Raw genomic sequence first — 21,714 nt, forward strand, 5'->3', positions numbered from 1 at the left:
TTATTTTTATATCAACCCATATCTTTCCCCCTTCCTGTTAATTCTGCATATACTAAATATAAGATTGAACTGAAAAAAGCAGGTGATATTTTGACTCCAGTCTCCAATCAAACCGAGCTGCTGAACGCTGTGGAATCCAAAGAAACTCACATACAGGCAGTTTCAGATTTCACAGTTACCAGACAAATCAGAGTCCATACTCCCTTGATACTCACCGGCCGCTCCGAAGAATGTACGGTCACCCTTTATAAAGACGCTTCCTTTCCCTCTGCTATGTTTCATGTTTCAGAAGGAGGCAGCCTCACTCTTCAAAACATTGTATTAGACGGTCAAAAAGAACTTCATTCCGTCAGAGATCCTCTGAACCGTTCCTTAATATTAGTTTCTGGCGGTACACTTATTCTGAAACACGGCGCAGTTCTCCGGAACAACCATTCCTATACAGAAGGGGGAGGCGTTTATTTTTCAGGCAGCTGTTCCCTTTCAAGCCATTTCCTGATGACCGAAGACTCGCAGATTTGTGACTGCTCCTCCAGACTCTGCGGAGGCGCTGTCATGGCTGCCGCCAAACATCCCGATGATAAATTTGCAGTCCTTGGACGCGCTTTGATTACCCGCAATACTGCGGCCCACGGTGCCGGGATCTACCTTCGCTCTTTTGAAAGAAAAGCGGGAAGTTTCCTCAGCGTTTCTGACACGGCTGCCATAACTGATAACATTGCCCTGGGATACGGCGGCGGCATTAATTTTTCAGGTTTCCGTGAAGATACGGGAGTCCCTTCTTCCCTTACATTGTCAGGTGATGTGAAGATCTCCGGAAACACCTCCGCTTACGGAGGAGGCATTTACTTCTTTGGATGCAGTGAAGAAGATCAGCTGGATATCGAAAAGGACTCTGTCCTCTCTGAAAACAGTGCAGAGGAAAATGGAGGAGGGCTCTGCCTGGTTTCCAAAAAAGGGGCCTCAGTTACATTAAATGAATGTTGTATTTCCAGTAACAAAGCCAATGGAATGGGCGGAGGCATTTCCCTTACAAACTTCTCTTCAAAAAGATCTGTCCGCCTGGCACTGATGAATTCTGATATAAAGAAAAATCAGGCGGCTTCCTGCGGCGGCGGCATTGCTTTTAGTGCAAGCAGCGGAGAATTTACCTTTCACCTTACAGACAGCACAATTTCTGAAAATATTTCTTCTTCAGACGGCGGCGGCATTGCCATGAGTTCATCCGGCAGAGGAAATGTCAATGTGTCACAGACTTCTTTTTCCCGAAACACCGCAGAAAAATCCGGCGGCGGGCTGGCCTTTCTGTCTGAGTCTTCTTCCGGTGAAAAAAATCTTTCCCTGACATCCGCAGAATTTATTCAAAATCAGGCAGGATCAGGCGGAGGAATCTTTCTTGATTCCAAAGAAGGTCCTGCGGATGCAAACCTATATGACTGTATCATCGAGGACAATACGGCTCGTTTTGGATGCGGCGGCGGAATCCTCTCCCATGGCTCCGGCAGCATTGTAAGTTTAAGAGGCACCACACGGCTTTCACAGAACCTTGCCAAGAAAGCAGGCGTCGGCATCTCTCTTGAATACGGCAGTTCCCTTATTCTTGAGGGAGGACAAAATTTATATGACGGCTTTTTTCTCCAAGATGCGGATACACATCTCTACCTGCAGAACACCCTTCATCCCAATGCCTGTATCCGTCTTGAGACTTCCAAATATATTTCTCCAAATACGAAAGGAGATCCAATTGTCATCTGCGCCCCTTTATTCGAATATTTCGGTCTTCAGCCTTCAGACGCAGAAAAATTCCGAATGCCTTCCCGTGGATTTAATGGCTGGGAATTCCGCTTAAATCCTGACCGGACTTTCGTTCTTCTGGCTCCCGTCCGTTTCAGGATACGCTGTGAAAACCTGTTGGAATCCCAGAACACCAACCCGGTTTTTTATACGGCAGATTCGCCTGATCTCATCCTGAATCCTCCGGAAGAACTTCCGGGCCTTGCTTTTCTCGGATGGTATGATGACCCGTTCGGAGGAAAACAGGTAACCACGATCCACCATGGAAGCACAGAGCATTACACTCTCTATGCCAGATGGAAACCAGCGCCCGCCCAGTTAAAGCCCCTTCCCAGGAAACGATTTCCGCTTTCTCTTCTGAACAAAAGAAAGCATTAAAATAAGGGAGTAAATCACAGCATGATTTACTCCCTTTTCCATACAGGTTATAATCGTCCGGAAATTGTATATCCGTTTTTTCCTCTCTGCTTTGTCTCGTAGAGAGCCGCATCCGCATTTTTATACAGAGAGACAAAATCCTTTCCGTCCCTGGGAGCGACAGCGACACCGATGCTGGCCGACATCTTCCAGCTGGACACCCCGTCTGTGAAGGTCCTGCTGAGACTGAGAGAAATCTCCTTTGCCTTTGCCTCCACAGTCTCTAAATTCTCTGCCGGAAGAAATGCCGCAAATTCATCGCCGCCGATCCGCCCCAAAATATCATTTTCACGGAAATGCTCTCGTATAACTGCTGTAAACTCTTTGATGACCATATCACCAAACACATGGCCGAACCGGTCATTCGCCTGCTTAAAGTTATCAATATCGAACAGGAAAAAAGCGTACATGGCATCTTCATTTTCTGATAAAACCTTTCCGATGCACCTTTCCGCAGCGGCTCTTGTATAGAATCCAGTCATTTCATCTGTCTCTGCCCTTTTTGTCATCTGAAGGGCCCTTTTCTTATCCTCATCAATGTTCTTTCTGTAAGTAAACATATGAATACATTTATCTTCTGAGGATAAGAACGTATATGCATCAATCCTCATCCAAAAATAATGCGCCCCGTCCTCCGAGATCATAAAGTCATACTGCAGATGATGATTGCCGTTTTTATACTCTCTTAAAACATTTTCCGGTGTGAAGGTGTTTACATACCCGTCTCTGAACTCTTCTTTTATCTGCTTTTCCGCAATCACTCTGAGCCCCTGATCATACGGTATGTCTCCTGCCCCCAGGCTCTCAAAGTATCTCTCTGTACTCTTTCCTGCCGGACAGTTTTTTGAAATGTTCAGTTCATAGATATTTTCATAGAGCTGTTCTGTGACTTTTTTAAACAGGGTCTGCTTCTCTGTCATTAAATAAGTCAGCTGACTGTTAAAATTCTTAATCACTGAAGTGATAATAAATAACACTGCAAGAATAATGGCTATGATCATAAATATTGACCCGTAAATCTCCTGCTTCATCTCATCAATCAATTTTCCGGTCTTTTGTTCAATCACCAGATGCCATGACAATTCCGGTATATAACGGGTGGATATAAAACTTTTTCCGACGCCGTCTTTGGACTGTTTGGTCCAGATATCCAAATCGGATGTTTCTTTCTTCCACCCCAGTATTTTATCCCTGATGTGTTCATTCCCACGGATCTTAAACCAGTCTGTTTTTTCATATCCTGTATATGCGGTAGAGATTTGGATGATCCCCTCATCATCAAGAAAGTATGCCCCGATTTCTGACTCCTTCTCATATTTCTGAAGAATCTTTTTGAGGGAATCCACCCTCATTCCGACGCCGACGACTCCGATAACTTTTCCGCCGCTGTCCTGGATCTTACAGTTGATAAAAACCGTAATTTTATTATCTGCGCCCTTCACCTCATCATTATCCACTTTTATGGTATACTCGCTTTTACTTTTCAATATATCATAGTACCACTGATTCTCTGGATTGCCCTTGTCCAGCGTCCGGTCAAGCCCATTAAAGCTGTAATATTTTTTTGTAGATGCCGAGACTAAAAAAACAGAGTCATATTTATATTTCTCCTGATACGAACGCAGGTAATCCATCGTCTTTTTCTCATAGCGCCCGCTGTCCTCCCGGGACGCCCGGTCTGATAAATGTTCGATGAGCAGGCTGTCATGTGCCATGGTCAGGGAGACATTGACCGGCTTTGCAAAAATCGTTCTCATCTGATAATATATGCCCTCTGATGTAAGGGAGGACACCTGCTCAATGTTGTCCAAAGACGCTTTATAGTTAGCTTTATAGCTGAATATGGATGTCAGAAGAAAACCGATGATCAGAATGATGCTTACCGCAGCATTGGTTTTGAATAACTTTTGATTCTTCATACCGGCTCCTCCTTTCAGACCTTTGTCTTGACTCTATACTCCCTCTTTAGGACATATATCCCGCAGACAGCATTTCTCACAGTGCGGTTTCGTCCTTGCAGTACAGATATCCCTTCCGAGAAATACCAGCCTGTGGCAGAAGTCACTTCCTTCTTCGGGAGGTATGATCTCCCAGAGTGCCATCTCCACTTTTTTTGGATCTTTGATCTGGTTCACCAGACCCATACGGTTTACCAGGCGGATGCAGTGGGTATCCGTAACGATTGCCGGTTCCCCGAAAACATCACCCATCACAAGATTGGCGCTCTTACGTCCTACTCCCGGAAGCTTCATTAGATCCTTAAAGTTATCCGGAATTCCGCCGCCATACTCGTCTCTCAATATCTTCATACAGGCACTGATATCTCTTGCCTTACTCCGCCCAAGCCCGCATGGTCTGACGATCGCCTCTATGTCCGCCGGATCTGCTTCTGCCAGAGCATTCACATCCGGATATTTCTCATATAAATCCTGGACGACCACATTTACCCTGGCATCTGTACACTGTGCCGCCAGACGCACGCTCACCAGCAATTTCCATGCCTGGTCATAATCCAAAGTACACCCTACATCAGGATATTCTTTTTTCAGCCGCTCTATGATCTCCAACGCTAATTTGTCTTTTGTCATATTGTACTCCTTTTCTCTATTATAGCAAAAGCTGCCCACTGAGGACAGCTTTTGTTGTGTATATGCTTCGGTTCGGTTGATTAACCGTTTACAACAGGCGAAACTACGGGTTTTCCGTCTCTGTCAAGAAGCGGAGTCAGCCCGCCTGAATAACCATCTTCATGATATAAATAATTTACTCCCGTGACGCGGTCTACCCATATTTCTGTGATTGTCATTTTGCCCTGTTTATAAATCCTCTTAAATCTGTCATCTGATTTCATGATCCCATGAACTCCTTTTTAATTTTATTTTATATGCTTTTCCATAGGTATATGCAGACAGTGTTCTTCCATGTAAGATTCTCCTCTTTTCTGATACCCAAGTTTCTCATAAAATTCCTTAACCCTGGCCTGGGCTGAGAGATGGATTGTCTTCCCTCCCTCCTGCCGAATGCACTCCTCCATAAACTCCATGATCTTCCTGCCGATGTGCCGGTCTCTGTATTTCTTTCGGATGGCAACCCGGCCTATGTGATAGATTCCTTCCTGGTCATCTTCAAAATATCGGCCCACTGCAATCGGATATTCCTGATCATAACACACAACATGAACTGCTTTTCCGTCCGTTTCGTCAATCTCTTCAACAAATCCCTGCTCTTTTACGAACACTTCTTCCCGGATAGCTCTTGCATCGTCAAATAGTTCCTTCTTTGTTACAAATGTAATTCCCACTTTCTCCTCCTGTCATTCCGCCTTTTTTCGCAGCACCGTCACTGCAGCATAGTGAAGAACACAAAATTCCTGCGGAGCAGTCTGTCTGAGAAGTCTCATATGCTCTTCTTCAAAAGCCGCCACTTCCTCTTCCGGCAAAGCAGCACCAATCCCCCGGCAGGCTTTCATCCTTCCATTCCATGTTTCTCTCGTAAAAGGCACTTCCAGATCAAACACCTCTTCGGATTCAATGTCAAAGTAATCCATATATACCTTCGGAATCTGAATCTTATGTCTTGTTTCACCGCATCCGGTCCACAGCGGATGATATTTAAGCACCAGCTCCTCGCTCTTTCCGGCAGTCTCGTCCTCCTGCGGCAGCCACGCCATATACAATACTGCAAATTTTCCCTGATCTCTCAGCAGGCTGCTGATCTTGGCCGCTAATACCTCATGGTTAAAATATGTAAAACACTGGCATGCTGTCACCGCATCAAATGAACCTGGTAAAAAAGGCACATCCTCTGCCGGAGTACAGAGAAAGCGGATATCCATGTGACCGGCCGCCGCAAGCTTCTTTGCCTGTTCTATCTGCTGGCCGGATATATCAATGCCGGTAAATCTTGCCCCATGGGAATGTAAATTTCTGGGAATTACCCCAGTACCCGTTCCTATGTCCAGGACATCCTGACCCAGAGTGCAGACGCCCCGGTCGAGAAGCCTTTGATAAAACTCCTCCGGATAAATATCTCTGTATTTAGCATAGTCTCCTGATATACGTCCCCAGTCAAATCCAGTTCCGCTGTCAATCTCCTTCTTCTGAATCATAGTACCCTCTCCTGCTATTCACATGTTTCATAAACTAAATCCGTCATTCCGTGAAGATTATCAGCTGATATCAGTTTCAGCTGGTTTGCAGGATTGCCTTCGTGAAACAGCCGGATTCCGTTTCCTAAAATAACCGGAATCACAGAAATATGAAAGCGGCTGATCAGCCCTGATTTTATCAGCTGGTTTACCAGGTCCGCTCCTCCGCAGATCCAGATATCTTTTCCCGGCCGATCCTTCAAGGCTGAGATAAACTGGTCTAATGGAGAATTTACAAACTTAATGTTTTCTTTATCCTCCATAGCCCTGTGTGTCATCACATAAGTCATTTTTCCTTCATATGGCCAAAACCCTGCTGAGAGTTCCGTGGTGATCTGATGATAGGTTGTATAACCCATGACCACCGTATCCACTGTCTGGATAAAATTTTCATAACTTTCCTGGCCTTCGGGTCCTATGTCCTGCTTTTCCAGCCACTCTATCCCGCCGTTTTTGTCTGCAATAAAGCCGTCAAGGCTCACTGCAGTATACAATATCGTTTTTCTTATCTCATTCACCGCCTTTTGCCCATGAAAATTTTGTTTTATGGTGCCGTCTTCTTAATGTTAACTGGGATTTTAGCAAGCAGAAGTCTTTTTGTCAATGTACAAAATGTCCCTTATATTATTATGTTAAACCGGGCAGTGGTTCGCTGGTAAAATATTAGATAAACGCTGCCTTTACTAAAAGCATCTATTTCTTTTTCCTCGGCTTTTTCTTCAGTTTCAGCACGATTTGCCGCTCCCCGGCTTTTTCCCGGAAAATCTTGACCGCAGCCGCAGCTCTTTCTTTCAGAGTTGATTCATCCGGTTTAAGTCCGTCATGAATACTTGCCATCACTGCTCTGACATCATCCAGATCCAGAAGATTGACTGCTGTACAGTAAAAACTTTTTCTCCGTCCATCATTATAATGATCTAATAAATCACACAGCATCTCAGCTTTCTGTTTCTGTTCTGCATTATAAAAATCTATACCGGCTTCTTCGGCTCTTTCAAAATCTGTCCGGCGCTTTTGATGTGTGATAAATGAATCAAACTCATCGATACCCTCATACTTCTCACATGGATATTTCCCGCACTGGAAACAGTATTCAATCCCTCCGTGCTCCATACTGCATCTGGCAATCTTACAGGATTGATTTCCAGCACCTCCGCCGCAGCCCGGACAATAACCGTCTATTTTCATCGGACAAAGTCCGCAGTTTAGGCCGCAGAGGGAGAACAGAAGGTTATCTCTTTTAAAATTCTTCATTTTTGTCTCCTTTATTCATCCTTTGGTTCCTTCCTCTTCTGCAAAAATCGCCAAATCTTCAACTAGTTCATTCTTCTGCAGTTTCTTATTTTCAACACTGATCAACGGCATATGTACGGCCGTAATATAGGGCATTAGAAAACCTAAAATAAAGTCTTTCTGAAGTTCCATCATGTCGTGATCATAGCCTCCTGCGCCATTTCGATGTCCTTCAATATCCAAATACAGAATACGTTTTTGATTCGGAAAATTCTGCTGTGCAGTGTAAATCAATTTATATATCATTCTGGCAGCCGTCTGAAAATTTTCTTCTGCAAAAACAGTATGCTGGATTGCTATCCCTTTGTCCCGCAAGGCATTCACTCTGTCAGGATCTGGTGCAATCGGCCCTAACTCATCCAAGCCCTCTTTATCTCTCTTCTCCATGACCTCAAACCAATAATCTCTCATCTGACGGATCTGTTTTCTTTTTGCAGGGTTGTCTCCATATAGATCGTGACATCTGGAACAAAGGGGTGCAGCATTTTCAATCGTATCTTCTCCCCCTTCACTTTGAGGAATGATATGATGTACTTCAACAAATGGTTCCTGACAGATGACGCACCTGAAACCTGATTTTCTCCTTGCTTCTTCCTTGACTTTTTCTGAAAATCCCATTATATTTACACCTCTGACTTTATTTTATAGATATAACGCAGTTCTCTTAAATCTTTTCCTCCGATATAATCCGTGAGACAGTCTCCACTGTTCTGGAAACCAAACTTCTCGTAGAAGGCTCTGGCTCTCATATTTTCTTCTAAAACCCACAGAAAGACATAAGTATACCCCAGCTCAGCCAGTCCGTCAACTGCCGCCTGCAAAAGCTGTCTGCCATATCCATTTCCATAGTAATCCGGAAGCAAATAGAGCGAGACGATTTCCCCAAAATCCTTAAGACTGATGAATCTGGAAGCACAGTAGGAGGCCGTGCCGATTATCTTTTCACCATTCATCATGACTAATGAAATCAATTCAGAATTTTCAATTCCCTCACGCCATTTTTCCTTATCAATGTTATCCAGAAACTCCTTAGGAATGATGCCTCTATATGCACTTTTCCAACTGGCCGCATAGATACCACACACACCATCGATATCGTCTTCCTCCAATAACCTTATTTCCATTTAATATCCCCATATTTCAAATGCTCTGTATTCATAGTCAAAATGATATCCTAATTTCTCTGCAAGTGCAGCGGATGCTGGATTTTGGGCATCCCAGCTTGGGTAAAGTCCTCTGTCCAGACACTCCAGTATCAGCTTTGCTCCACATGCATAGGCCAGTCCATTTCGCCGAAACTCTTCCTTCGTGTCAATTTCTATTTCAATTCCTTCTCTGTATCTTGCGTAAGAAGAAGCTCCCGCCACGAGTGATTTCCCTTTCAAAACGGCAAATCCGATGCCAAGTTTTTTATACATCTCATAGTCCCTAAACTGTGAGACCAGATCCTGACACCATGTACTTGATCTGCACAGCGCAAAAAGGTCTGCATCAATCATTCGCAGGATATATCCCGGCTTTAATGAATTAACGGCAGACCTTAAAGTATCTTTATCAAAAATATTCTGTTCTTTTTTTATGGCATAACGTGTTGCCGGTTTTGCTCTGTCCCCATAATTTTTGACGATCAGTTCCGCCCATTCCTCAGACTGCGGCACCATAATGATAAAGTCCTGGAAACAGTTTTCCGGTTTGAAAGAGACGATATCTTCCTCTGCATTTCCGGCAAAAAAACAGAAGTCACCAAGAACAGCCATGGCAGACTGTGGGTCTGAAGCATTGTCCACATAGATGTCTCCCATGACCTTTTGAAGACAGGACCAGATTAAGGTTTCCTGCCAGTCTCCGAACAGTTTTTTTGCTTTCATTGTATCTTTCAATTTAACAGGCATGCCATAGTCCTTTCTCTTCTTAAATATTGCTTGTTGTCTGCTCAGTCATCCAAAGCCTGAAAATGATACCCTTTCCAGGCTTTATTTTCTTCTTTCATCACCTGATTCCCCTTACATTGGCGGCTAGATCACTGTATTTGTCAAATCATACATCATAATAAATTCTTCCTCTGTCTCATCGATGATTTTAAAACCCAGATTCTGATACATTTTAAATGCATAATTTTCTTTGTGTACTGACAGAGAAGCCTTTTTGTATCCCTTTGATTTTAAAAGAGACAACATCTCCTGCATCATTTTTGTACCGATTCCCTTTCCTCTGTACTCTTTGTAAAGAGAAATTGCAAATTCGGGAGTCTTGTCATCGATATTCCCGTATCCGGGAATGATCCGTGTCCACAATGCTCCAATGATTTCTCCACTTGCTTCGGCACAGAGACAATGATCGTGTTTTTGTCCAAAGTCTTCTATGTATATTTTTAAATCTGGTTTATTGATGATTTCCTTTGGCAGAAGGTTCCCCATGTCTTTTTGAAAAATTGCTTCATATAAAAACTCTTTTAGATAAGGGTATTCATTTGGATACATTTGTCTGATCTTATATTCCATTGGGCTTTCCTTTAATTAAATTCTTTAAAAAGGGATACATGGTCTTTTAATTCGATAAAACCATTTTTCTTATAAAAATTAAAAGCAGGTACAGTTCTCTCTGTCTGTAAAAAAATATGCGTGATCTGTCTGCTTTTGGCATATTGTTCAACCATTTGTAAAAATTCCGTACCAATGCCTTTAGACTGATACTGCTCTTTCACACAGAATTCAAAAATGTAATATTCTGTTCCTATATGCCAGTGCATGATGCTTCCCATTGAAAGTCCAATGAGTTCATCATTTTCAAACAGACCCAATGTTAAAGAATTGCTGTTTCCTATTAAATCCATGATATATTCATGCAGTTGTGTCAAGTCACTCCAATCATCATTCCAGGGTTCTTTTGTAAAAATCTCTGCAAATAATGATTTGATTTCCTCTATGTTATTAATATTTATTTCTTTTAATTCTCTCATGGTAAATTCACATCCCCAACTAACAATTCAAATCTTCATATACTACAAATTATCTGTCAACAAAAAATCTTACTGTTTCTTTCAACTGATCACTAAATTCCTCAGGATCTTCAAAACCAATTGCACCTTCGTTCATAAGTAAGATAATGTTGTAAATAAGATTCTATTGGCTCATTTCTAATTGAACTCTAGTTTTCTTCTTATCTCCCTTATATTCTCTTGTCCAGGCTCCAAAATTTATTTCTTTTCAATTCCTGCTTGAATAATGCAGTCATTGTATCTTTTCCCTTTTTAATATCGATATCGCTAATAAAATTTATTGTCGTCAGACATAAACATTCTATCCTGTACAATCCGATATTTCTCAAATTCAGTTTCTGCATGGAGCTTTGCCTTCTCTGCACTGATTTTTCCTGCATCTGTGAGGATTTCATTTCCGTTGAACTCCAAGAAGCCATTCAGGCGCTTCGCCCAATCCTCCTTATATTCTGTATTCAACTTCCGATAACAATATATTATCGGAAATTGATACGAAAAAATTATTTTCTATATATCTCATCCAAAGTTTTCTCTTCTCTATTATTCCATTCTATCCACCCATTAGTAGAACCACCTAGTACAAAATCACTCGCTCCGCTTGGTGTATTAAATTCAAGAGAAACTTTCAGAATATATACTCCGTTTTTGTCTGCAATAATATCCCCATCATTAAGCAATTTTTCTCTCTGAGCATTATATTTTTCTAACTTTACTCTTCTACTGAAATCTATTTGAGAGCCTTCCAAAACCTCAAAATGATCACCATCGTAAGCTCCAAATGCCTTTACTCCATTTCTTGTTGTATGTAATGTATTCGCTTCATTGATTGAATTCTCTGAACTTTCCATCTTATATCCTTGTGTTGCCATTATAAATCGGATCTCTTCATATACTTCTTCTATCAATGGAAGATCATATTCATCGATTTCATATTTCGAATTAACTGTATTTTCCACTTTATATCGTTTAGCGTCTGTTGCCTTATTAATAGCGTAAGCTTCTAGTCCACTTATCATATCTAAAGTAAAAGTTTTGCTATCTGCTAGAAACATAATTGCTTTATTCCAAAAGTCTTTTGATCGATTATGATCATCTAAACGGATTATACCATTCCGTGTTTGTCCGACATAAAGCTGGGCAATTTTATTATTATCATTTTCACTGATAAGATAATATATTCCGGGACGATTTGTATTTGATATTTTCTTTGCTTCGGCTAACAACGGACGAGGAATAACATATGTTGTCATTGTCGAAAGATGTCTACGAATTGAACGTATTCCATCCGGCTGTCCGTTGTAATATATCGTCTCAAGTTTCTTACTTATAGCCATAAAAAAACCTCTCAATTCCTATGATTTATCGGAAGTTATCTTGCAATTTAGCCAAGCATCTTCGATAGCACCATATTAAATATTATTACGATCACAAAATAATTTGATCTTTTTCATTGCAGAAAGATTAGGCACTACTTTGCTCTTCGCAGCTGTCAAATCAATCTCATCCATCTCAAGCTCTACATCGATATGTTGGTCTCAATGAAGTTTGGATAATAAACATACCGTCTCCACATGGCTTGAGCGGCTTGGATTGATGTCTTGGACTGATTTTTTGAACCTTACGTCTACGGGAACATGTCAATGGGTTTTTCGGTCTTTTTTGAAAAATCGTCGTTCGCAGGAACATATCAACAAGCCTTTCTTCCTAATATACATGTTTAAATGGTTTACGTAAATACCTCATCGTGATACTATTATTAAAGTTACCTCTATACGCTGATATTAGAAAGGCGGATTTTATGATAGATAGATATTTAATAAAAAACCTATTTGGCATTAATGGTTTAAATATTGCATGGTATGGCGTTATTATTGGATTCGGGGTTTTACTTGGTGTTTTGATTGCCTGTCGTGAAGCTAAAAGACAGAACCTTAAAAGTGAAATAATCTTTGATTTTCTCTTTTTAGCGCTCCCCATCGCAATCATCTGCGCGCGAATTTATTACGTTGTATTTGAATGGGAACAGTATAGCGGCAACTTTACAAAGATGATTGCTATTTGGGAAGGTGGTCTTGCTATATATGGAGGAGTTATTGGTGGAATCATAGCTGCGATTATTTTTTCAAAACGCAGTCAATTCCCATTTTTCCGACTTGTTGATATGGTTGTACCAAGCTTAATTCTAGGACAGGCAATTGGTCGATGGGGTAATTTTGTGAACCAGGAGGCCTTCGGCAATCTCGTTGCAAACCCAAATCTTCAATTCTTCCCCTATGCTGTATTCATAGAACGGTTGGAAGAATGGCATCAAGCTACATTTTTTTATGAAAGCATGTGGAATTTGTGTGTATTTGCTGTACTGGTTTATTTCCGCAAAAGGACAAAGTTTAACGGTCAGCTTTTGGCAACTTACTTTATCGGATATGGGCTAGGTCGTTTTTGGATTGAAGGATTGCGTTCAGATAGTCTTTATCTGGTCCCGGGACTTAGAATATCGCAAGCACTGTCATTGGTTCTGATCATTTTCGGAATTATTATAATCGTATTCCACAATAAACTCTTCAAAAAAACCACTGATTATACGGGTAAATATATGATTAAATAAAAAGATACCGCTGTCAGTATTTGTACTGAAGCGGTGTCTTTTTATTTGCACAGTGTAATAATCAAAGTATAGGAAATTATAATTCAAAGTCCTGTTTCATTCTCCACATTCATCGTGGTGCTCATGTTCATGGCAAACAGAACCAGTAGATTTAAGAGAACCCTGCAGGTATGCTTCTACTGCTGCTTTGGCATCACCTCTTGCCCCAACAATAACCTCAATGTTCCTTTCATTAAAAATGTCAACTGCACCTCCTCCCATACCACCACTGATGATGACGTTTACTCCACGATCGGCAAGAAAATTAGGCAAGAATCCAGGTTTATGCCCGGGGTTAGCGATGGTTTCACTTTTAACAATTTTGTTGTTTTCGGTGTCAAAAATTATAAACCCTTCGCAATGTCCAAAGTGCTCAGTCACCATTCCGTTATCACTTGCTACAGCAATTTTAATCATAGCTGGTCTCCTCCATTCTTTATTTAGAATATATTCATCAAGTATCCTTGCAGCTTGCTCAACAAGTTCTGCGCAAGGCCGCTTTTTATAATAATTATCATTTCTGGTCTCGGGTATAGGTTTATCATGCTTAATTGAAATACCTAACAGTTCCCTGCATATGATTGATCCGTTTTCATTTTCAAATTGTTTTGCCAAATCTTGAACTAGCTCATAATGTTCTGCTTTCGCATTTTTGCTGGATGGATCTGTGTAACCATATTTCATGCCGACCACCATAAACATTCCTGTCACAGCACCACATACTTCCCGCAACCTACCCATACCTCCTCCGAAAGAAGATGCAATTTTTAATGCTGTTTCCATGTCCAGCCCTGTTTCATCACAAAAAGCAGCAAAAACAGATTGAGAGCAATTGTAGCCTTTTTTAAACAATTTTCTTGCCAAATCTGAATGTGCACTCATTTATTATCTTCCTCAATGATTTCCTCCAATACTTTTGCCACCGGATCAAGCCAATCGCCGTCAAAAAGTTCTATCATACCCTTATCACAGGCGGCAGAAATTTTGGGGTTGACCGGAAGCTTAGCAAGCACTTTTAAATTATGCTTTTCGGCAATTTCGTCAATATGGCTGTCGCCGAAAATTTTGTGTTCCTTACCGCAATCCGGACATTTAAAATAGGACATATTTTCTACTAAACCAACGATAGGAATATTCATCATTTCAGCCATCCTGACTGCTTTTGATACAATCATGGATACAAGCTCCTGAGGCGAGGTTACAACAATGATCCCATCAACAGCAATGGATTGAAATACAGTAAGGGGAACATCGCCGGTGCCCGGTGGCATATCGATGAACATAAAATCCACATCGCTCCAGATAACATCTGACCAGAACTGCTTTACCATATTTCCGATCAGGGGTCCTCTCCACACAACTGGATCGGTATCATTCTCTAAAAGCAAATTAACAGACATTATATCAATACCTGTCTTACTTTTAACTGGGAATAAGCCAAATTCACTTCCTGTGGCTTTTTCCTTGATACCAAATGCCTTAGGAATAGAAGGCCCGGTTACATCAGCGTCCAGAACAGCGGTATGATAACCCATTCTATTCATGGTAACAGCTAGCATGGAAGTTACCAGTGACTTTCCAACCCCTCCTTTACCGCTGACAACACCAATAACCTTTTTAATGCTGCTCATTTCATGTGGTTTCACGGAGAAATCATTTTTCTTCTCTTTTCTTTCTGCGCAGTCCTCCGAGCAACTGCTGCAGCTTTGGTTGCAATTTTCGCTCATAATATTAGCTCCTTCCTGTATATTTTTCATGCATGGTTGTTATGCTGTAATAACTTTAGTGTTCGGTAAACATAATAAGCAGTGCGAAAACAATTCCCAATATAAATGCTAGGGTAGAGTGCTTTTTCTCATATTCCCTTGCTTCAGGCAATAAATGCGATGCCGAAACGTATATTAAAACACCAGCAACAAATCCAAGCATATGTCCTAAAACATTGTTACTAAGATGTTGAACAATTGGATATGCTATAAAGGCACCGATAGGAGTTGTTAATGCTGCTGCAAGAAAAGCATAAATCCCAGCTTTCCTTGTGCTATATCCACCTTTAAGTAACATTGAAAAAGTTATAACGCCTTCGGCGAACTCATGAACAACCAACCCAACTCCAGTAAGAATTCCAACTACTGTGCTGATACTAAAAGTAACTGTGTATACAACGCCATCTATAAGTGAATGAATTAAGATACCTTCAATTGCAGTTATGCCAAAGGCCAGTTCTTTTTGCTTTGTTTTGTATTTGATGATCTCATTGCTGAAATACATAAATAAAAATCCTGCGAGCGCAGTAAATCCTGCGTAGGAGGTTTTTTGTATAGCTTGAGGTAAAGTCATTATCAGCGGGGAAGAGATAAGTATTCCCGCAGCAAAACACATACAATAGTCTTTAATTTTTTCTGCCCATTCGCGATTTTTATAAAGAGTCCAGATTCCCAAACTGTTTACTATCATTGCTCCCATTGCAAAAGCAGAAATAAAAATAAATGTATTAATATCTTTCACAGGCATTCATCTCCCTTGATTTGCACTATCAAATAATTCATATGTGTATTTCACTGCCTGCTGACAGATAATCGATGCTATCACCCATAATAGTTTTCAGCCTTTTATAAGGCTCCAGACCAGTGCAATGACATGTGTAAAACTTTGCTTTTGTATCCACCAGGTATTTACCAATTCTATCTATCATTTCATGGGCCTCGTTTCCGCCAGAACGGCTGGAAAGATGAAATCCACCTATCACATAGTTAGGCATACGTCTTTTTAAGTCATGGAAGTATTCAAGAATATTTACAATACCATTATGGGCGCAGCCTGTTACCAAAAGCGTCTTTCCTGCCTCCTCTATAATGAGGTTTTGTTCATGCGCAAAAGTATCCTGTACTATTTTGCCGTCATGTTTCATAAGCAAACTGTCATTTGACTTTGGTAGAGGTTCCTTCCTGGTAATATTTGAGAACACTTGAACCCCCTTGCTGACAAAGAAACGGTCTGATGTAAATACAATTCGCTTGTTTTGCTTCAATTCTTCATCCAAGCCAATATACTCCGGTTCATCATTTGAACGCAAAGCATAGTATTTTTCAAATGCTAGTCGGTGTAGGAATACCTCGGCTTTCGTGTTTTCACGCAAAAAAGCTCTTAGCCCGCCACCATGATCATAATGCCCATGCGAAATAATCAGATAATCAACCTCAGAGATATCTACATTCAGCTTCTTTGCATTTTCAAGAAATAACTCACTAGCGCCAACATCAAAAAGAATTTTGTGACTATTTGCTTCTATATAAAGGCTAAGTCCGTGTTCGCTGCCGAAGTTTTCGGATAGCGCTGTATTCTCAACTAGTGTTTTGATAATCATGACCTCAGCCCACCACCTTCTTCAAACAGCAGTTCCATTGTCTTGCTATAAATTGCTTTCACTGCTGCACCTGAGGCACAGTCTATATCAACAATTGTCTGCCCATTATTAATTGCTTTTACCGCGTCCAAATCAAAGGGTATTCTACCCAAAAGGCTAATTCCCTGACCTTTACAGAAGTTTTCTATCTTTTCTGTGTTTTGCATATTTGTGTCAAACTTATTGATACATACCGCCGTCTTTACGCCAAATTTCGCAGCTGTATTTATAATCCGCTCCATGTCACTAATTCCGGATATGGATGGCTCGGCCACAATTAACACCATATCAACACCGCTCAAAGACGCTATAACCGGGCAGCCTATACCGGGAGATCCGTCAATAATGGCAAACTCCACATCAGCGGCTGCTGACTTCATTTGCTTCTTTACCTCGGTAACCAACATTCCGGAGGTTCCGCTGCCCATTTTTAGCTGCGCTGTAGAAAATACTTTTTCTCCATCTGTATATAACAGCAGTTCACCAGCTACAGCAGGTTTTAAAGTCACAGCTTCAACAGGGCAAACAAGCTCGCAAACCCCGCAACCTTCACAGGCAAAAGGATCTACCTTGTATTTCCCGTCTGCTGATATAGCTTCAAATCGGCAGTTTTGCATGCATTGTCCGCACTCTATGCACAGCTCGATATCTATCTCGGCTTTCGGCAAACCATAATAGTCTGTTTTCTTTGGCAGGGAGTTTTGCTTTGTTATAAGATGCAGGTTAGGTGCATCTACATCACAGTCTGCATAAGCCTTAGCCTTTGAAAGCTTGATAAAAGCACTGGCTATTGTAGTTTTACCAGTACCGCCTTTACCGCTAAGAATTAGAAGTTGTTTCATGATGCACCTCCTTTTTCACAGTCTCCAGCAAAAAAGAAAAAATCGTCCGGTATCTTTCACTTTTCCTTACAGCGATTTCTGCATTTGAATTTAGCATACCGAGTGCACTGTCAAATGGAATTCGACCTATAATTTTTATGTTCTTTTCTATGCAGAATTGCTCTGATGGATTTTCACCATCAAGGCACTTGTTAAGAACAACTCCGAACGGCTTGTTAAATAACTTCACCAGTTCATATACCATGTTAAGGTTATGAACGCCGAACAATGTAGGCTCAGCTACTAATATACAGTAGTCTGCATCCTTAATGCTTTCCATGACTATACAGGCACTTCCGGGAGGGCAGTCGATAAATATCGTCTTGTTCCTTTCAGGTTTGTTCTCATTAAGCAACTTTTTTATAATTGGTATACCCGAAGGTTCACCGGTGTTCAATATTCCTGTATATACTGTTACCTGGTCCGAAGCTCCTTTTTGGATCTTGCCAATAACCTTTTCTTTCTCTGTTAACGCTTTCTCAGGGCAAAGCAAGATACAACCTCCACAAGAGTGACATACATCTTCAAATATAATCAGTTTATCTTTTATATAGGCAAGGGCATTAAACTTGCAAAAGTCAACACACTTTCGACATCCATTGCATAGCTTGCCATCCACCTTTGGAATTCGTACATGTACTTCTTCTTCCTGAATATTTTCGGGCTTAAAAAAAAGGTGGCCATTTGGTTCTTCAACATCACAGTCAATATACGTTGATATTTTTGCAGCCGCAGCTAAATTAACCGACACCAGTGTTTTTCCTGTGCCGCCCTTGCCACTTAGCACAGCTATCCTCATTTTAGTTCCCTCCATGGCCATGAAAACCAGGATGAATTTCATCGAGTAAGGATAGCTTTCCACTGATGAAGTCATCAATATTTTTTTTAGCGGAAATACCCGCTGTTTTATATATTTTAATATCAGCGGATTTGAGCACATTAGCTGCATTTTCGCCACATCGGGGAGTAAGTAAAGCGTTCACTTTATTATCCACTATTGTTTGTGCTGCCTTAATTCCTGCTCCGCCTGTACTTGCTGCTGCACCATTATCAAGAAATATACTCTCTTTAGTTTCAGTATCATAAATTAGAAAATAGGGAGCACGCCCAAAGGATACACATACATTCGACTCCAAACTTTTTTCATCTACCGGAATTGCTATTTTCATGAGAATCCTCCATTCTATTAATATAATTATTGATCGCATTTCGTAATGCGCTAACGCCTAAATTAGAGCAATGAACCTTGTTCTCAGGAAGCCCATCTAGAGCTTCGATTATATCCTCTTCTGTAATTCTTAATGCTTCATCCAGGCCTTTTCCTTTTGCCATCACCGATGTCATACTGGACGTTGCAATTGATGCACTGCAGCCAAACACAAGATAACTTATGTCATCTATATGATTGTCTTTCACCTTTATATAAACGGTAAGATAATCTCCGCACGAAGGGTCTCCAAAACTTCCTTCAGCGTCAGCATCTGGCATGCTATGAGCATTTTGAGGGCACATAAAATGTTCAATTACTTTTTCGGAATATATAATTAGTCACCTCGATTCTCATTATCTGTAAAGAATCTGCCACGTCCATGCCTATGACAGCCTCGGCCACATCCATTTCCCGATCCATCACAAAGACGGTATTCGCCTCCCTCAATTATTAACACTTTACCATTCACCAATGATTCAGCTAACTTTCTTCTGGCTTCTACATATATTCCCTGAACGGTAGCACGGGCAATATTCATTTGTTTTGCACACTCTTCCTGAGTAAAACCCTCCAAATCTATAAGCCTTATTGTTTCATATTCATCAACTGTCATGTTTACATGATCTTGATCGTCCAACACTGAATCAAGAGGGCCAAATTTATTACTTTCTGGCAGACAACAAACTTTTCTCCATTTCATTGGTCTTGGCATAATCTATCACCCCATTTCTAATCAGAAATAACCAGAGCGTCCTCCAGTTACCTCTAATACCCGTTACAGGTACTTTAATTGTTTATCAATGACTTCGATTCGGCTTTGCAGTAATTCTTTTTGTTCTTGAAGGAAGTCTTTATGTGTTTTTGTCGCATATTGATTTATTGCTAAACCTCTCCCAAATCCACTACCAAAACCTCGTCTGCAAGCAAATCCAAGACCTAATCCAAGTCCAGCACCACGCTTGACTGCATTTTTCCCTGTGCAAAAGCCTAAACCGTGTCCAGTCATTGTTCCAGCACCCATTGGGCCAGTTCCATCTCTTCTAGGCATACCATTCACCTCCTTGTAGTTTATGACATATGCCATTTACTATCATTAGTATACCTCTGTTAATGGCATATGTCAATAACTCTTTAAATTTTATTTTAAAAATATGCTATAACTCAATTGCAAAGCTTCACTTTTTGATTGATTAAGTTTCTCATTTCAATTAAAAAGTAAACTGATTTAGTAAAAAACACCCCATAGACTCTTATAGCCTACAGGGTGTTATATTTTAATTGTGACACAAAATTAGCATCGTTAATCTTCTATATATTCTATAGCTTTAACAGGACAAGCATTTATTGTAGTTTGAAGTTTTTCCTTATCTATTGTAGTTGCATCATGTGCCTTAATGACTGCCTTTTTACTCTTTATTTCAAAGAGTTCTGGATAATTCTTAGTACACAAAGTGCAACCCATGCAAGCACCTTTATTAATTATTAATCCTACTTGTGATGTTTCCTCGCTTGGCAAATCCTTATCCTTTATTATCTTGTCTGCAATCCACGAAAAAATGATAATTGCCACAACAGTTAATATCCAACGAATAACCATAAACTTAGGGCCTAGAAACTTTGCTTCATTTAAAAGCATTGGAACCTTAATGACTGCCCAAGAACTTAAAATAATAATGATGTTTCTAATTGATGCACCTTTTTTGTGAAGCATAACGCACATTGGAAATGCCGCATATATTGGGCCTGCTGAAATACTTCCAATTACAAAAGCTAGAAAAACACCTTTGGCTTTGGCGTCCTTACCTAGAAATTTCATTATTTTTTCTTTTGAAACCCACATATCTAAAAGCGCAGTAAGCACGAAGATAACTGGCATAATCATAAGCATTTCCTTAATGTAATAGCCACTGTTTTTAACTGATTCTATCCCCATAGACGGATTAATGGTAGTCATAATTGCATATGCCAAAATAATTATAAAAAAGAACAAATTATCCTTTATTTTTTTTAAGACCATTATATAATCACCCCCATTACATGTGCAATAATTATAGCGAACAGAAAACTAAGTCCGTTACGAACTGCTGTAAACTTAACGCCGAATTCCTTTTTCTCAAGAGGGAAGGTTACAACACCGACCATTGTTAAAGTTGTTAAAAATGCCACGGAAGGAACTATCCCAACTCCCGCATCTACCAGTGTCCCTACTAGCGGGAAAGCGATAAAGGCTGGAATTAGTGTAATTGTTCCTAACAAAGCCGATGCTATTGTTGCAATTGCAGTTGACTGTTTTTCCACAAAAGATGCAATATCTGCCGGTGGAAGTAGTGTCAGGATTAATCCAATTGCAAAAATGATTGAAAATATACTTATAGCCATTCCTTTTCCCATATTAAATGCCATTTTAAGTGCTTGATTTGTCTTTCCCTTATTTTTAGCAAAAGAAACTCCAAGAAAAATTAAAGTTCCAATCCATATGCCGATTGTAAAAATATCCATTTATAATTCCTCCATCTTGTTTATATCTTTGGTGCTGGTGATTTTACAACAATTAATTCTAGAGTATCATCATTAAGATTTTTTACATTCATTTTTGTATTAACTGGAATCTTTATCAAAGTATTATACGAATACTCGTGAACTTCTTGTTCATCAAGACCGATAGACAGAGTTCCTTTCATAACGGTCATATAAACATTAGAGTTGGAGAAATGTTCAGGCAACCCCTCACCCTTATTAAAGACCATGTGCAAATAATGTAGGTTTTCATCAAAAACAACCTTCTCCACTGCTTTCTCATTTTTCTTAGATAACTCAAATACTTTTTCTATCATAATAAATTGCCTCCTTTTTATTCGTTGTAATCATATTAACATTATATTTTATAACTAAATAGACACATAAGTTTCTTTTTGATATAATAA

The 21,714-nt window shown here is 40.3% G+C and carries 29 protein-coding genes; 2 read left to right on the forward strand and 27 right to left on the reverse strand.

Annotated features, from left to right (window positions below; translation table 11 throughout):
• The first annotated feature begins 90 nt into the window (after nucleotides 1-90).
• Nucleotides 91-2,172 carry a right-handed parallel beta-helix repeat-containing protein gene (locus DWV34_RS02090; RefSeq protein WP_022261218.1) on the forward strand — a complete coding sequence of 694 codons (2,082 nt, stop codon included), beginning with the start codon at nucleotides 91-93 and terminating at the stop codon, nucleotides 2,170-2,172.
• Nucleotides 2,173-2,219: 47 nt separating this feature from the next.
• On the opposite strand, the gene DWV34_RS02095 is transcribed toward DWV34_RS02090, so the two are convergent.
• The 14 genes from DWV34_RS02095 to DWV34_RS02165 form a co-directional block, all read right to left on the reverse strand.
• The gene (locus DWV34_RS02095) at nucleotides 2,220-4,130 is read right to left on the reverse strand and encodes a sensor domain-containing diguanylate cyclase (RefSeq protein ID WP_118475147.1); all 1,911 of its coding nucleotides are present in this window, start codon (nucleotides 4,128-4,130) and stop codon (nucleotides 2,220-2,222) included.
• Nucleotides 4,131-4,163: 33 nt separating this feature from the next.
• Entirely contained in the window at nucleotides 4,164-4,799 is a 636-nt protein-coding gene (locus tag DWV34_RS02100; protein WP_009291077.1) for an endonuclease III domain-containing protein, read from the reverse strand.
• 80 nt (nucleotides 4,800-4,879) lie between these two features.
• A complete protein-coding gene (locus tag DWV34_RS02105) occupies nucleotides 4,880-5,062 on the reverse strand; it encodes a DUF6440 family protein (RefSeq protein WP_009291076.1) in 183 nt (60 codons plus the stop codon).
• A gap of 24 nt (nucleotides 5,063-5,086) precedes the next feature.
• Nucleotides 5,087-5,512 carry a GNAT family N-acetyltransferase gene (locus DWV34_RS02110; protein WP_009291075.1) on the reverse strand — a complete coding sequence of 142 codons (426 nt, stop codon included), beginning with the start codon at nucleotides 5,510-5,512 and terminating at the stop codon, nucleotides 5,087-5,089.
• Nucleotides 5,513-5,524: 12 nt separating this feature from the next.
• Nucleotides 5,525-6,319 (reverse strand): class I SAM-dependent methyltransferase, encoded by a 795-nt coding sequence (locus DWV34_RS02115; RefSeq protein ID WP_118475149.1) that lies wholly within the window; start codon nucleotides 6,317-6,319, stop codon nucleotides 5,525-5,527.
• A gap of 14 nt (nucleotides 6,320-6,333) precedes the next feature.
• Nucleotides 6,334-6,876, reverse strand: coding sequence for a dihydrofolate reductase family protein (locus DWV34_RS02120; RefSeq protein ID WP_118475151.1), 543 nt, complete (start codon nucleotides 6,874-6,876; stop codon nucleotides 6,334-6,336).
• 175 nt (nucleotides 6,877-7,051) lie between these two features.
• Complete coding sequence (locus tag DWV34_RS02125; RefSeq protein ID WP_009291072.1) at nucleotides 7,052-7,612, reverse strand: DUF3795 domain-containing protein; 561 nt, start codon at nucleotides 7,610-7,612, stop codon at nucleotides 7,052-7,054.
• A 15-nt stretch (nucleotides 7,613-7,627) separates the two neighbouring features.
• Entirely contained in the window at nucleotides 7,628-8,269 is a 642-nt protein-coding gene (locus tag DWV34_RS02130) for an HNH endonuclease (protein ID WP_009291071.1), read from the reverse strand.
• Between the two features lie 5 nt (nucleotides 8,270-8,274).
• Complete coding sequence (locus DWV34_RS02135) at nucleotides 8,275-8,775, reverse strand: GNAT family N-acetyltransferase (protein ID WP_009291070.1); 501 nt, start codon at nucleotides 8,773-8,775, stop codon at nucleotides 8,275-8,277.
• Nucleotides 8,776-9,543, reverse strand: a complete 768-nt coding sequence (locus tag DWV34_RS02140) for a GNAT family N-acetyltransferase (protein WP_009291069.1) — start codon at nucleotides 9,541-9,543, stop codon at nucleotides 8,776-8,778.
• Nucleotides 9,544-9,666: 123 nt separating this feature from the next.
• Nucleotides 9,667-10,152 carry a GNAT family N-acetyltransferase gene (locus DWV34_RS02145; RefSeq protein WP_009291068.1) on the reverse strand — a complete coding sequence of 162 codons (486 nt, stop codon included), beginning with the start codon at nucleotides 10,150-10,152 and terminating at the stop codon, nucleotides 9,667-9,669.
• An 11-nt stretch (nucleotides 10,153-10,163) separates the two neighbouring features.
• Nucleotides 10,164-10,610, reverse strand: coding sequence for a GNAT family N-acetyltransferase (locus DWV34_RS02150; RefSeq protein WP_009291067.1), 447 nt, complete (start codon nucleotides 10,608-10,610; stop codon nucleotides 10,164-10,166).
• 306 nt (nucleotides 10,611-10,916) lie between these two features.
• Complete coding sequence (gene rhuM, locus DWV34_RS02160; RefSeq protein WP_009291066.1) at nucleotides 10,917-11,108, reverse strand: RhuM family protein; 192 nt, start codon at nucleotides 11,106-11,108, stop codon at nucleotides 10,917-10,919.
• Nucleotides 11,109-11,149: 41 nt separating this feature from the next.
• A complete protein-coding gene (locus tag DWV34_RS02165) occupies nucleotides 11,150-11,983 on the reverse strand; it encodes a GIY-YIG nuclease family protein (protein ID WP_009291065.1) in 834 nt (277 codons plus the stop codon).
• Between the two features lie 464 nt (nucleotides 11,984-12,447).
• Here DWV34_RS02165 and lgt point away from each other — a divergent pair, with 464 nt between their 5' ends.
• Nucleotides 12,448-13,254: a prolipoprotein diacylglyceryl transferase gene (gene lgt, locus DWV34_RS02175; protein ID WP_118475153.1), complete on the forward strand. Its 807-nt coding sequence runs from the start codon at nucleotides 12,448-12,450 to the stop codon at nucleotides 13,252-13,254.
• A gap of 96 nt (nucleotides 13,255-13,350) precedes the next feature.
• On the opposite strand, the gene DWV34_RS17955 is transcribed toward lgt, so the two are convergent.
• The 13 genes from DWV34_RS17955 to DWV34_RS02245 all read right to left on the reverse strand — a co-directional run bounded on the left by DWV34_RS17955 (nucleotide 13,351) and on the right by DWV34_RS02245 (nucleotide 21,624).
• Nucleotides 13,351-14,175 carry a C-GCAxxG-C-C family (seleno)protein gene (locus DWV34_RS17955; protein ID WP_330416943.1) on the reverse strand — a complete coding sequence of 275 codons (825 nt, stop codon included), beginning with the start codon at nucleotides 14,173-14,175 and terminating at the stop codon, nucleotides 13,351-13,353.
• Complete coding sequence (locus DWV34_RS02190) at nucleotides 14,172-15,020, reverse strand: Mrp/NBP35 family ATP-binding protein (protein WP_118475155.1); 849 nt, start codon at nucleotides 15,018-15,020, stop codon at nucleotides 14,172-14,174. The genes DWV34_RS17955 and DWV34_RS02190 overlap by 4 nt, the downstream gene beginning before the upstream one ends.
• 55 nt (nucleotides 15,021-15,075) lie before the next feature.
• Nucleotides 15,076-15,801 (reverse strand): ZIP family metal transporter, encoded by a 726-nt coding sequence (locus DWV34_RS02195; protein ID WP_199485871.1) that lies wholly within the window; start codon nucleotides 15,799-15,801, stop codon nucleotides 15,076-15,078.
• A gap of 37 nt (nucleotides 15,802-15,838) precedes the next feature.
• On the reverse strand, nucleotides 15,839-16,660 hold the full coding sequence (locus DWV34_RS02200; RefSeq protein ID WP_118475159.1) for an MBL fold metallo-hydrolase: 822 nt from the start codon (nucleotides 16,658-16,660) through the stop codon (nucleotides 15,839-15,841).
• Complete coding sequence (locus DWV34_RS02205) at nucleotides 16,657-17,541, reverse strand: ATP-binding protein (RefSeq protein WP_118475161.1); 885 nt, start codon at nucleotides 17,539-17,541, stop codon at nucleotides 16,657-16,659. The genes DWV34_RS02200 and DWV34_RS02205 overlap by 4 nt, the downstream gene beginning before the upstream one ends.
• Nucleotides 17,519-18,379, reverse strand: a complete 861-nt coding sequence (locus DWV34_RS02210; RefSeq protein WP_118475163.1) for a nucleotide-binding protein — start codon at nucleotides 18,377-18,379, stop codon at nucleotides 17,519-17,521. Before DWV34_RS02210 ends, DWV34_RS02205 begins: the two co-directional genes overlap by 23 nt.
• Before the next feature lies 1 nt (nucleotide 18,380).
• Nucleotides 18,381-18,749, reverse strand: a complete 369-nt coding sequence (locus DWV34_RS02215) for a NifB/NifX family molybdenum-iron cluster-binding protein (RefSeq protein WP_118475165.1) — start codon at nucleotides 18,747-18,749, stop codon at nucleotides 18,381-18,383.
• Nucleotides 18,724-19,125 (reverse strand): iron-sulfur cluster assembly scaffold protein, encoded by a 402-nt coding sequence (locus tag DWV34_RS02220; RefSeq protein ID WP_330416949.1) that lies wholly within the window; start codon nucleotides 19,123-19,125, stop codon nucleotides 18,724-18,726. Before DWV34_RS02220 ends, DWV34_RS02215 begins: the two co-directional genes overlap by 26 nt.
• Nucleotides 19,125-19,502 carry a DUF134 domain-containing protein gene (locus tag DWV34_RS02225; protein WP_118475169.1) on the reverse strand — a complete coding sequence of 126 codons (378 nt, stop codon included), beginning with the start codon at nucleotides 19,500-19,502 and terminating at the stop codon, nucleotides 19,125-19,127. The genes DWV34_RS02220 and DWV34_RS02225 overlap by 1 nt, the downstream gene beginning before the upstream one ends.
• A 63-nt stretch (nucleotides 19,503-19,565) precedes the next feature.
• Nucleotides 19,566-19,838 carry a DUF5320 domain-containing protein gene (locus DWV34_RS02230; RefSeq protein WP_118475171.1) on the reverse strand — a complete coding sequence of 91 codons (273 nt, stop codon included), beginning with the start codon at nucleotides 19,836-19,838 and terminating at the stop codon, nucleotides 19,566-19,568.
• A gap of 252 nt (nucleotides 19,839-20,090) precedes the next feature.
• Nucleotides 20,091-20,807, reverse strand: a complete 717-nt coding sequence (locus DWV34_RS02235) for a permease (protein WP_238483818.1) — start codon at nucleotides 20,805-20,807, stop codon at nucleotides 20,091-20,093.
• Nucleotides 20,807-21,289: a permease gene (locus tag DWV34_RS02240; protein ID WP_118475175.1), complete on the reverse strand. Its 483-nt coding sequence runs from the start codon at nucleotides 21,287-21,289 to the stop codon at nucleotides 20,807-20,809. Before DWV34_RS02240 ends, DWV34_RS02235 begins: the two co-directional genes overlap by 1 nt.
• 20 nt (nucleotides 21,290-21,309) lie before the next feature.
• The gene (locus DWV34_RS02245) at nucleotides 21,310-21,624 is read right to left on the reverse strand and encodes a cupin domain-containing protein (RefSeq protein ID WP_118475177.1); all 315 of its coding nucleotides are present in this window, start codon (nucleotides 21,622-21,624) and stop codon (nucleotides 21,310-21,312) included.
• Nucleotides 21,625-21,714: the final 90 nt, after the last annotated feature.

Source organism: Anaerostipes sp. AF04-45, assembly GCF_003461725.1.
Taxonomy (GTDB): domain Bacteria; phylum Bacillota; class Clostridia; order Lachnospirales; family Lachnospiraceae; genus Anaerostipes; species Anaerostipes caccae.

Excerpts from the sequence above, each read along its gene's own strand:
- DWV34_RS02190 (WP_118475155.1), bottom strand. The coding sequence starts at position 15,020 with ATGAGCGAAAATTGCAACCAAAGCTGCAGCAGTTGCTCGGAGGACTGC.
- DWV34_RS02150 (WP_009291067.1), bottom strand. The coding sequence starts at position 10,610 with ATGAGAGAATTAAAAGAAATAAATATTAATAACATAGAGGAAATCAAA.
- DWV34_RS02245 (WP_118475177.1), bottom strand. The coding sequence starts at position 21,624 with ATGATAGAAAAAGTATTTGAGTTATCTAAGAAAAATGAGAAAGCAGTG.
- DWV34_RS02205 (WP_118475161.1), bottom strand. The coding sequence starts at position 17,541 with ATGAAACAACTTCTAATTCTTAGCGGTAAAGGCGGTACTGGTAAAACT.
- DWV34_RS02125 (WP_009291072.1), bottom strand. The coding sequence starts at position 7,612 with ATGAAGAATTTTAAAAGAGATAACCTTCTGTTCTCCCTCTGCGGCCTA.
- DWV34_RS02235 (WP_238483818.1), bottom strand. The coding sequence starts at position 20,807 with ATGGTCTTAAAAAAAATAAAGGATAATTTGTTCTTTTTTATAATTATT.
- DWV34_RS02100 (WP_009291077.1), bottom strand. The coding sequence starts at position 4,799 with ATGACAAAAGACAAATTAGCGTTGGAGATCATAGAGCGGCTGAAAAAA.
- DWV34_RS02210 (WP_118475163.1), bottom strand. The coding sequence starts at position 18,379 with ATGAGGATAGCTGTGCTAAGTGGCAAGGGCGGCACAGGAAAAACACTG.
- DWV34_RS02200 (WP_118475159.1), bottom strand. The coding sequence starts at position 16,660 with ATGATTATCAAAACACTAGTTGAGAATACAGCGCTATCCGAAAACTTC.
- lgt (WP_118475153.1), top strand. The coding sequence starts at position 12,448 with ATGATAGATAGATATTTAATAAAAAACCTATTTGGCATTAATGGTTTA.
- DWV34_RS02130 (WP_009291071.1), bottom strand. The coding sequence starts at position 8,269 with ATGGGATTTTCAGAAAAAGTCAAGGAAGAAGCAAGGAGAAAATCAGGT.
- DWV34_RS02240 (WP_118475175.1), bottom strand. The coding sequence starts at position 21,289 with ATGGATATTTTTACAATCGGCATATGGATTGGAACTTTAATTTTTCTT.
- DWV34_RS02225 (WP_118475169.1), bottom strand. The coding sequence starts at position 19,502 with ATGCCAAGACCAATGAAATGGAGAAAAGTTTGTTGTCTGCCAGAAAGT.
- DWV34_RS02115 (WP_118475149.1), bottom strand. The coding sequence starts at position 6,319 with ATGATTCAGAAGAAGGAGATTGACAGCGGAACTGGATTTGACTGGGGA.
- DWV34_RS02135 (WP_009291070.1), bottom strand. The coding sequence starts at position 8,775 with ATGGAAATAAGGTTATTGGAGGAAGACGATATCGATGGTGTGTGTGGT.
- DWV34_RS02140 (WP_009291069.1), bottom strand. The coding sequence starts at position 9,543 with ATGCCTGTTAAATTGAAAGATACAATGAAAGCAAAAAAACTGTTCGGA.
- DWV34_RS02215 (WP_118475165.1), bottom strand. The coding sequence starts at position 18,749 with ATGAAAATAGCAATTCCGGTAGATGAAAAAAGTTTGGAGTCGAATGTA.
- DWV34_RS02105 (WP_009291076.1), bottom strand. The coding sequence starts at position 5,062 with ATGAAATCAGATGACAGATTTAAGAGGATTTATAAACAGGGCAAAATG.
- DWV34_RS02145 (WP_009291068.1), bottom strand. The coding sequence starts at position 10,152 with ATGGAATATAAGATCAGACAAATGTATCCAAATGAATACCCTTATCTA.
- DWV34_RS17955 (WP_330416943.1), bottom strand. The coding sequence starts at position 14,175 with ATGAGTGCACATTCAGATTTGGCAAGAAAATTGTTTAAAAAAGGCTAC.
- DWV34_RS02230 (WP_118475171.1), bottom strand. The coding sequence starts at position 19,838 with ATGCCTAGAAGAGATGGAACTGGCCCAATGGGTGCTGGAACAATGACT.
- DWV34_RS02165 (WP_009291065.1), bottom strand. The coding sequence starts at position 11,983 with ATGGCTATAAGTAAGAAACTTGAGACGATATATTACAACGGACAGCCG.
- DWV34_RS02095 (WP_118475147.1), bottom strand. The coding sequence starts at position 4,130 with ATGAAGAATCAAAAGTTATTCAAAACCAATGCTGCGGTAAGCATCATT.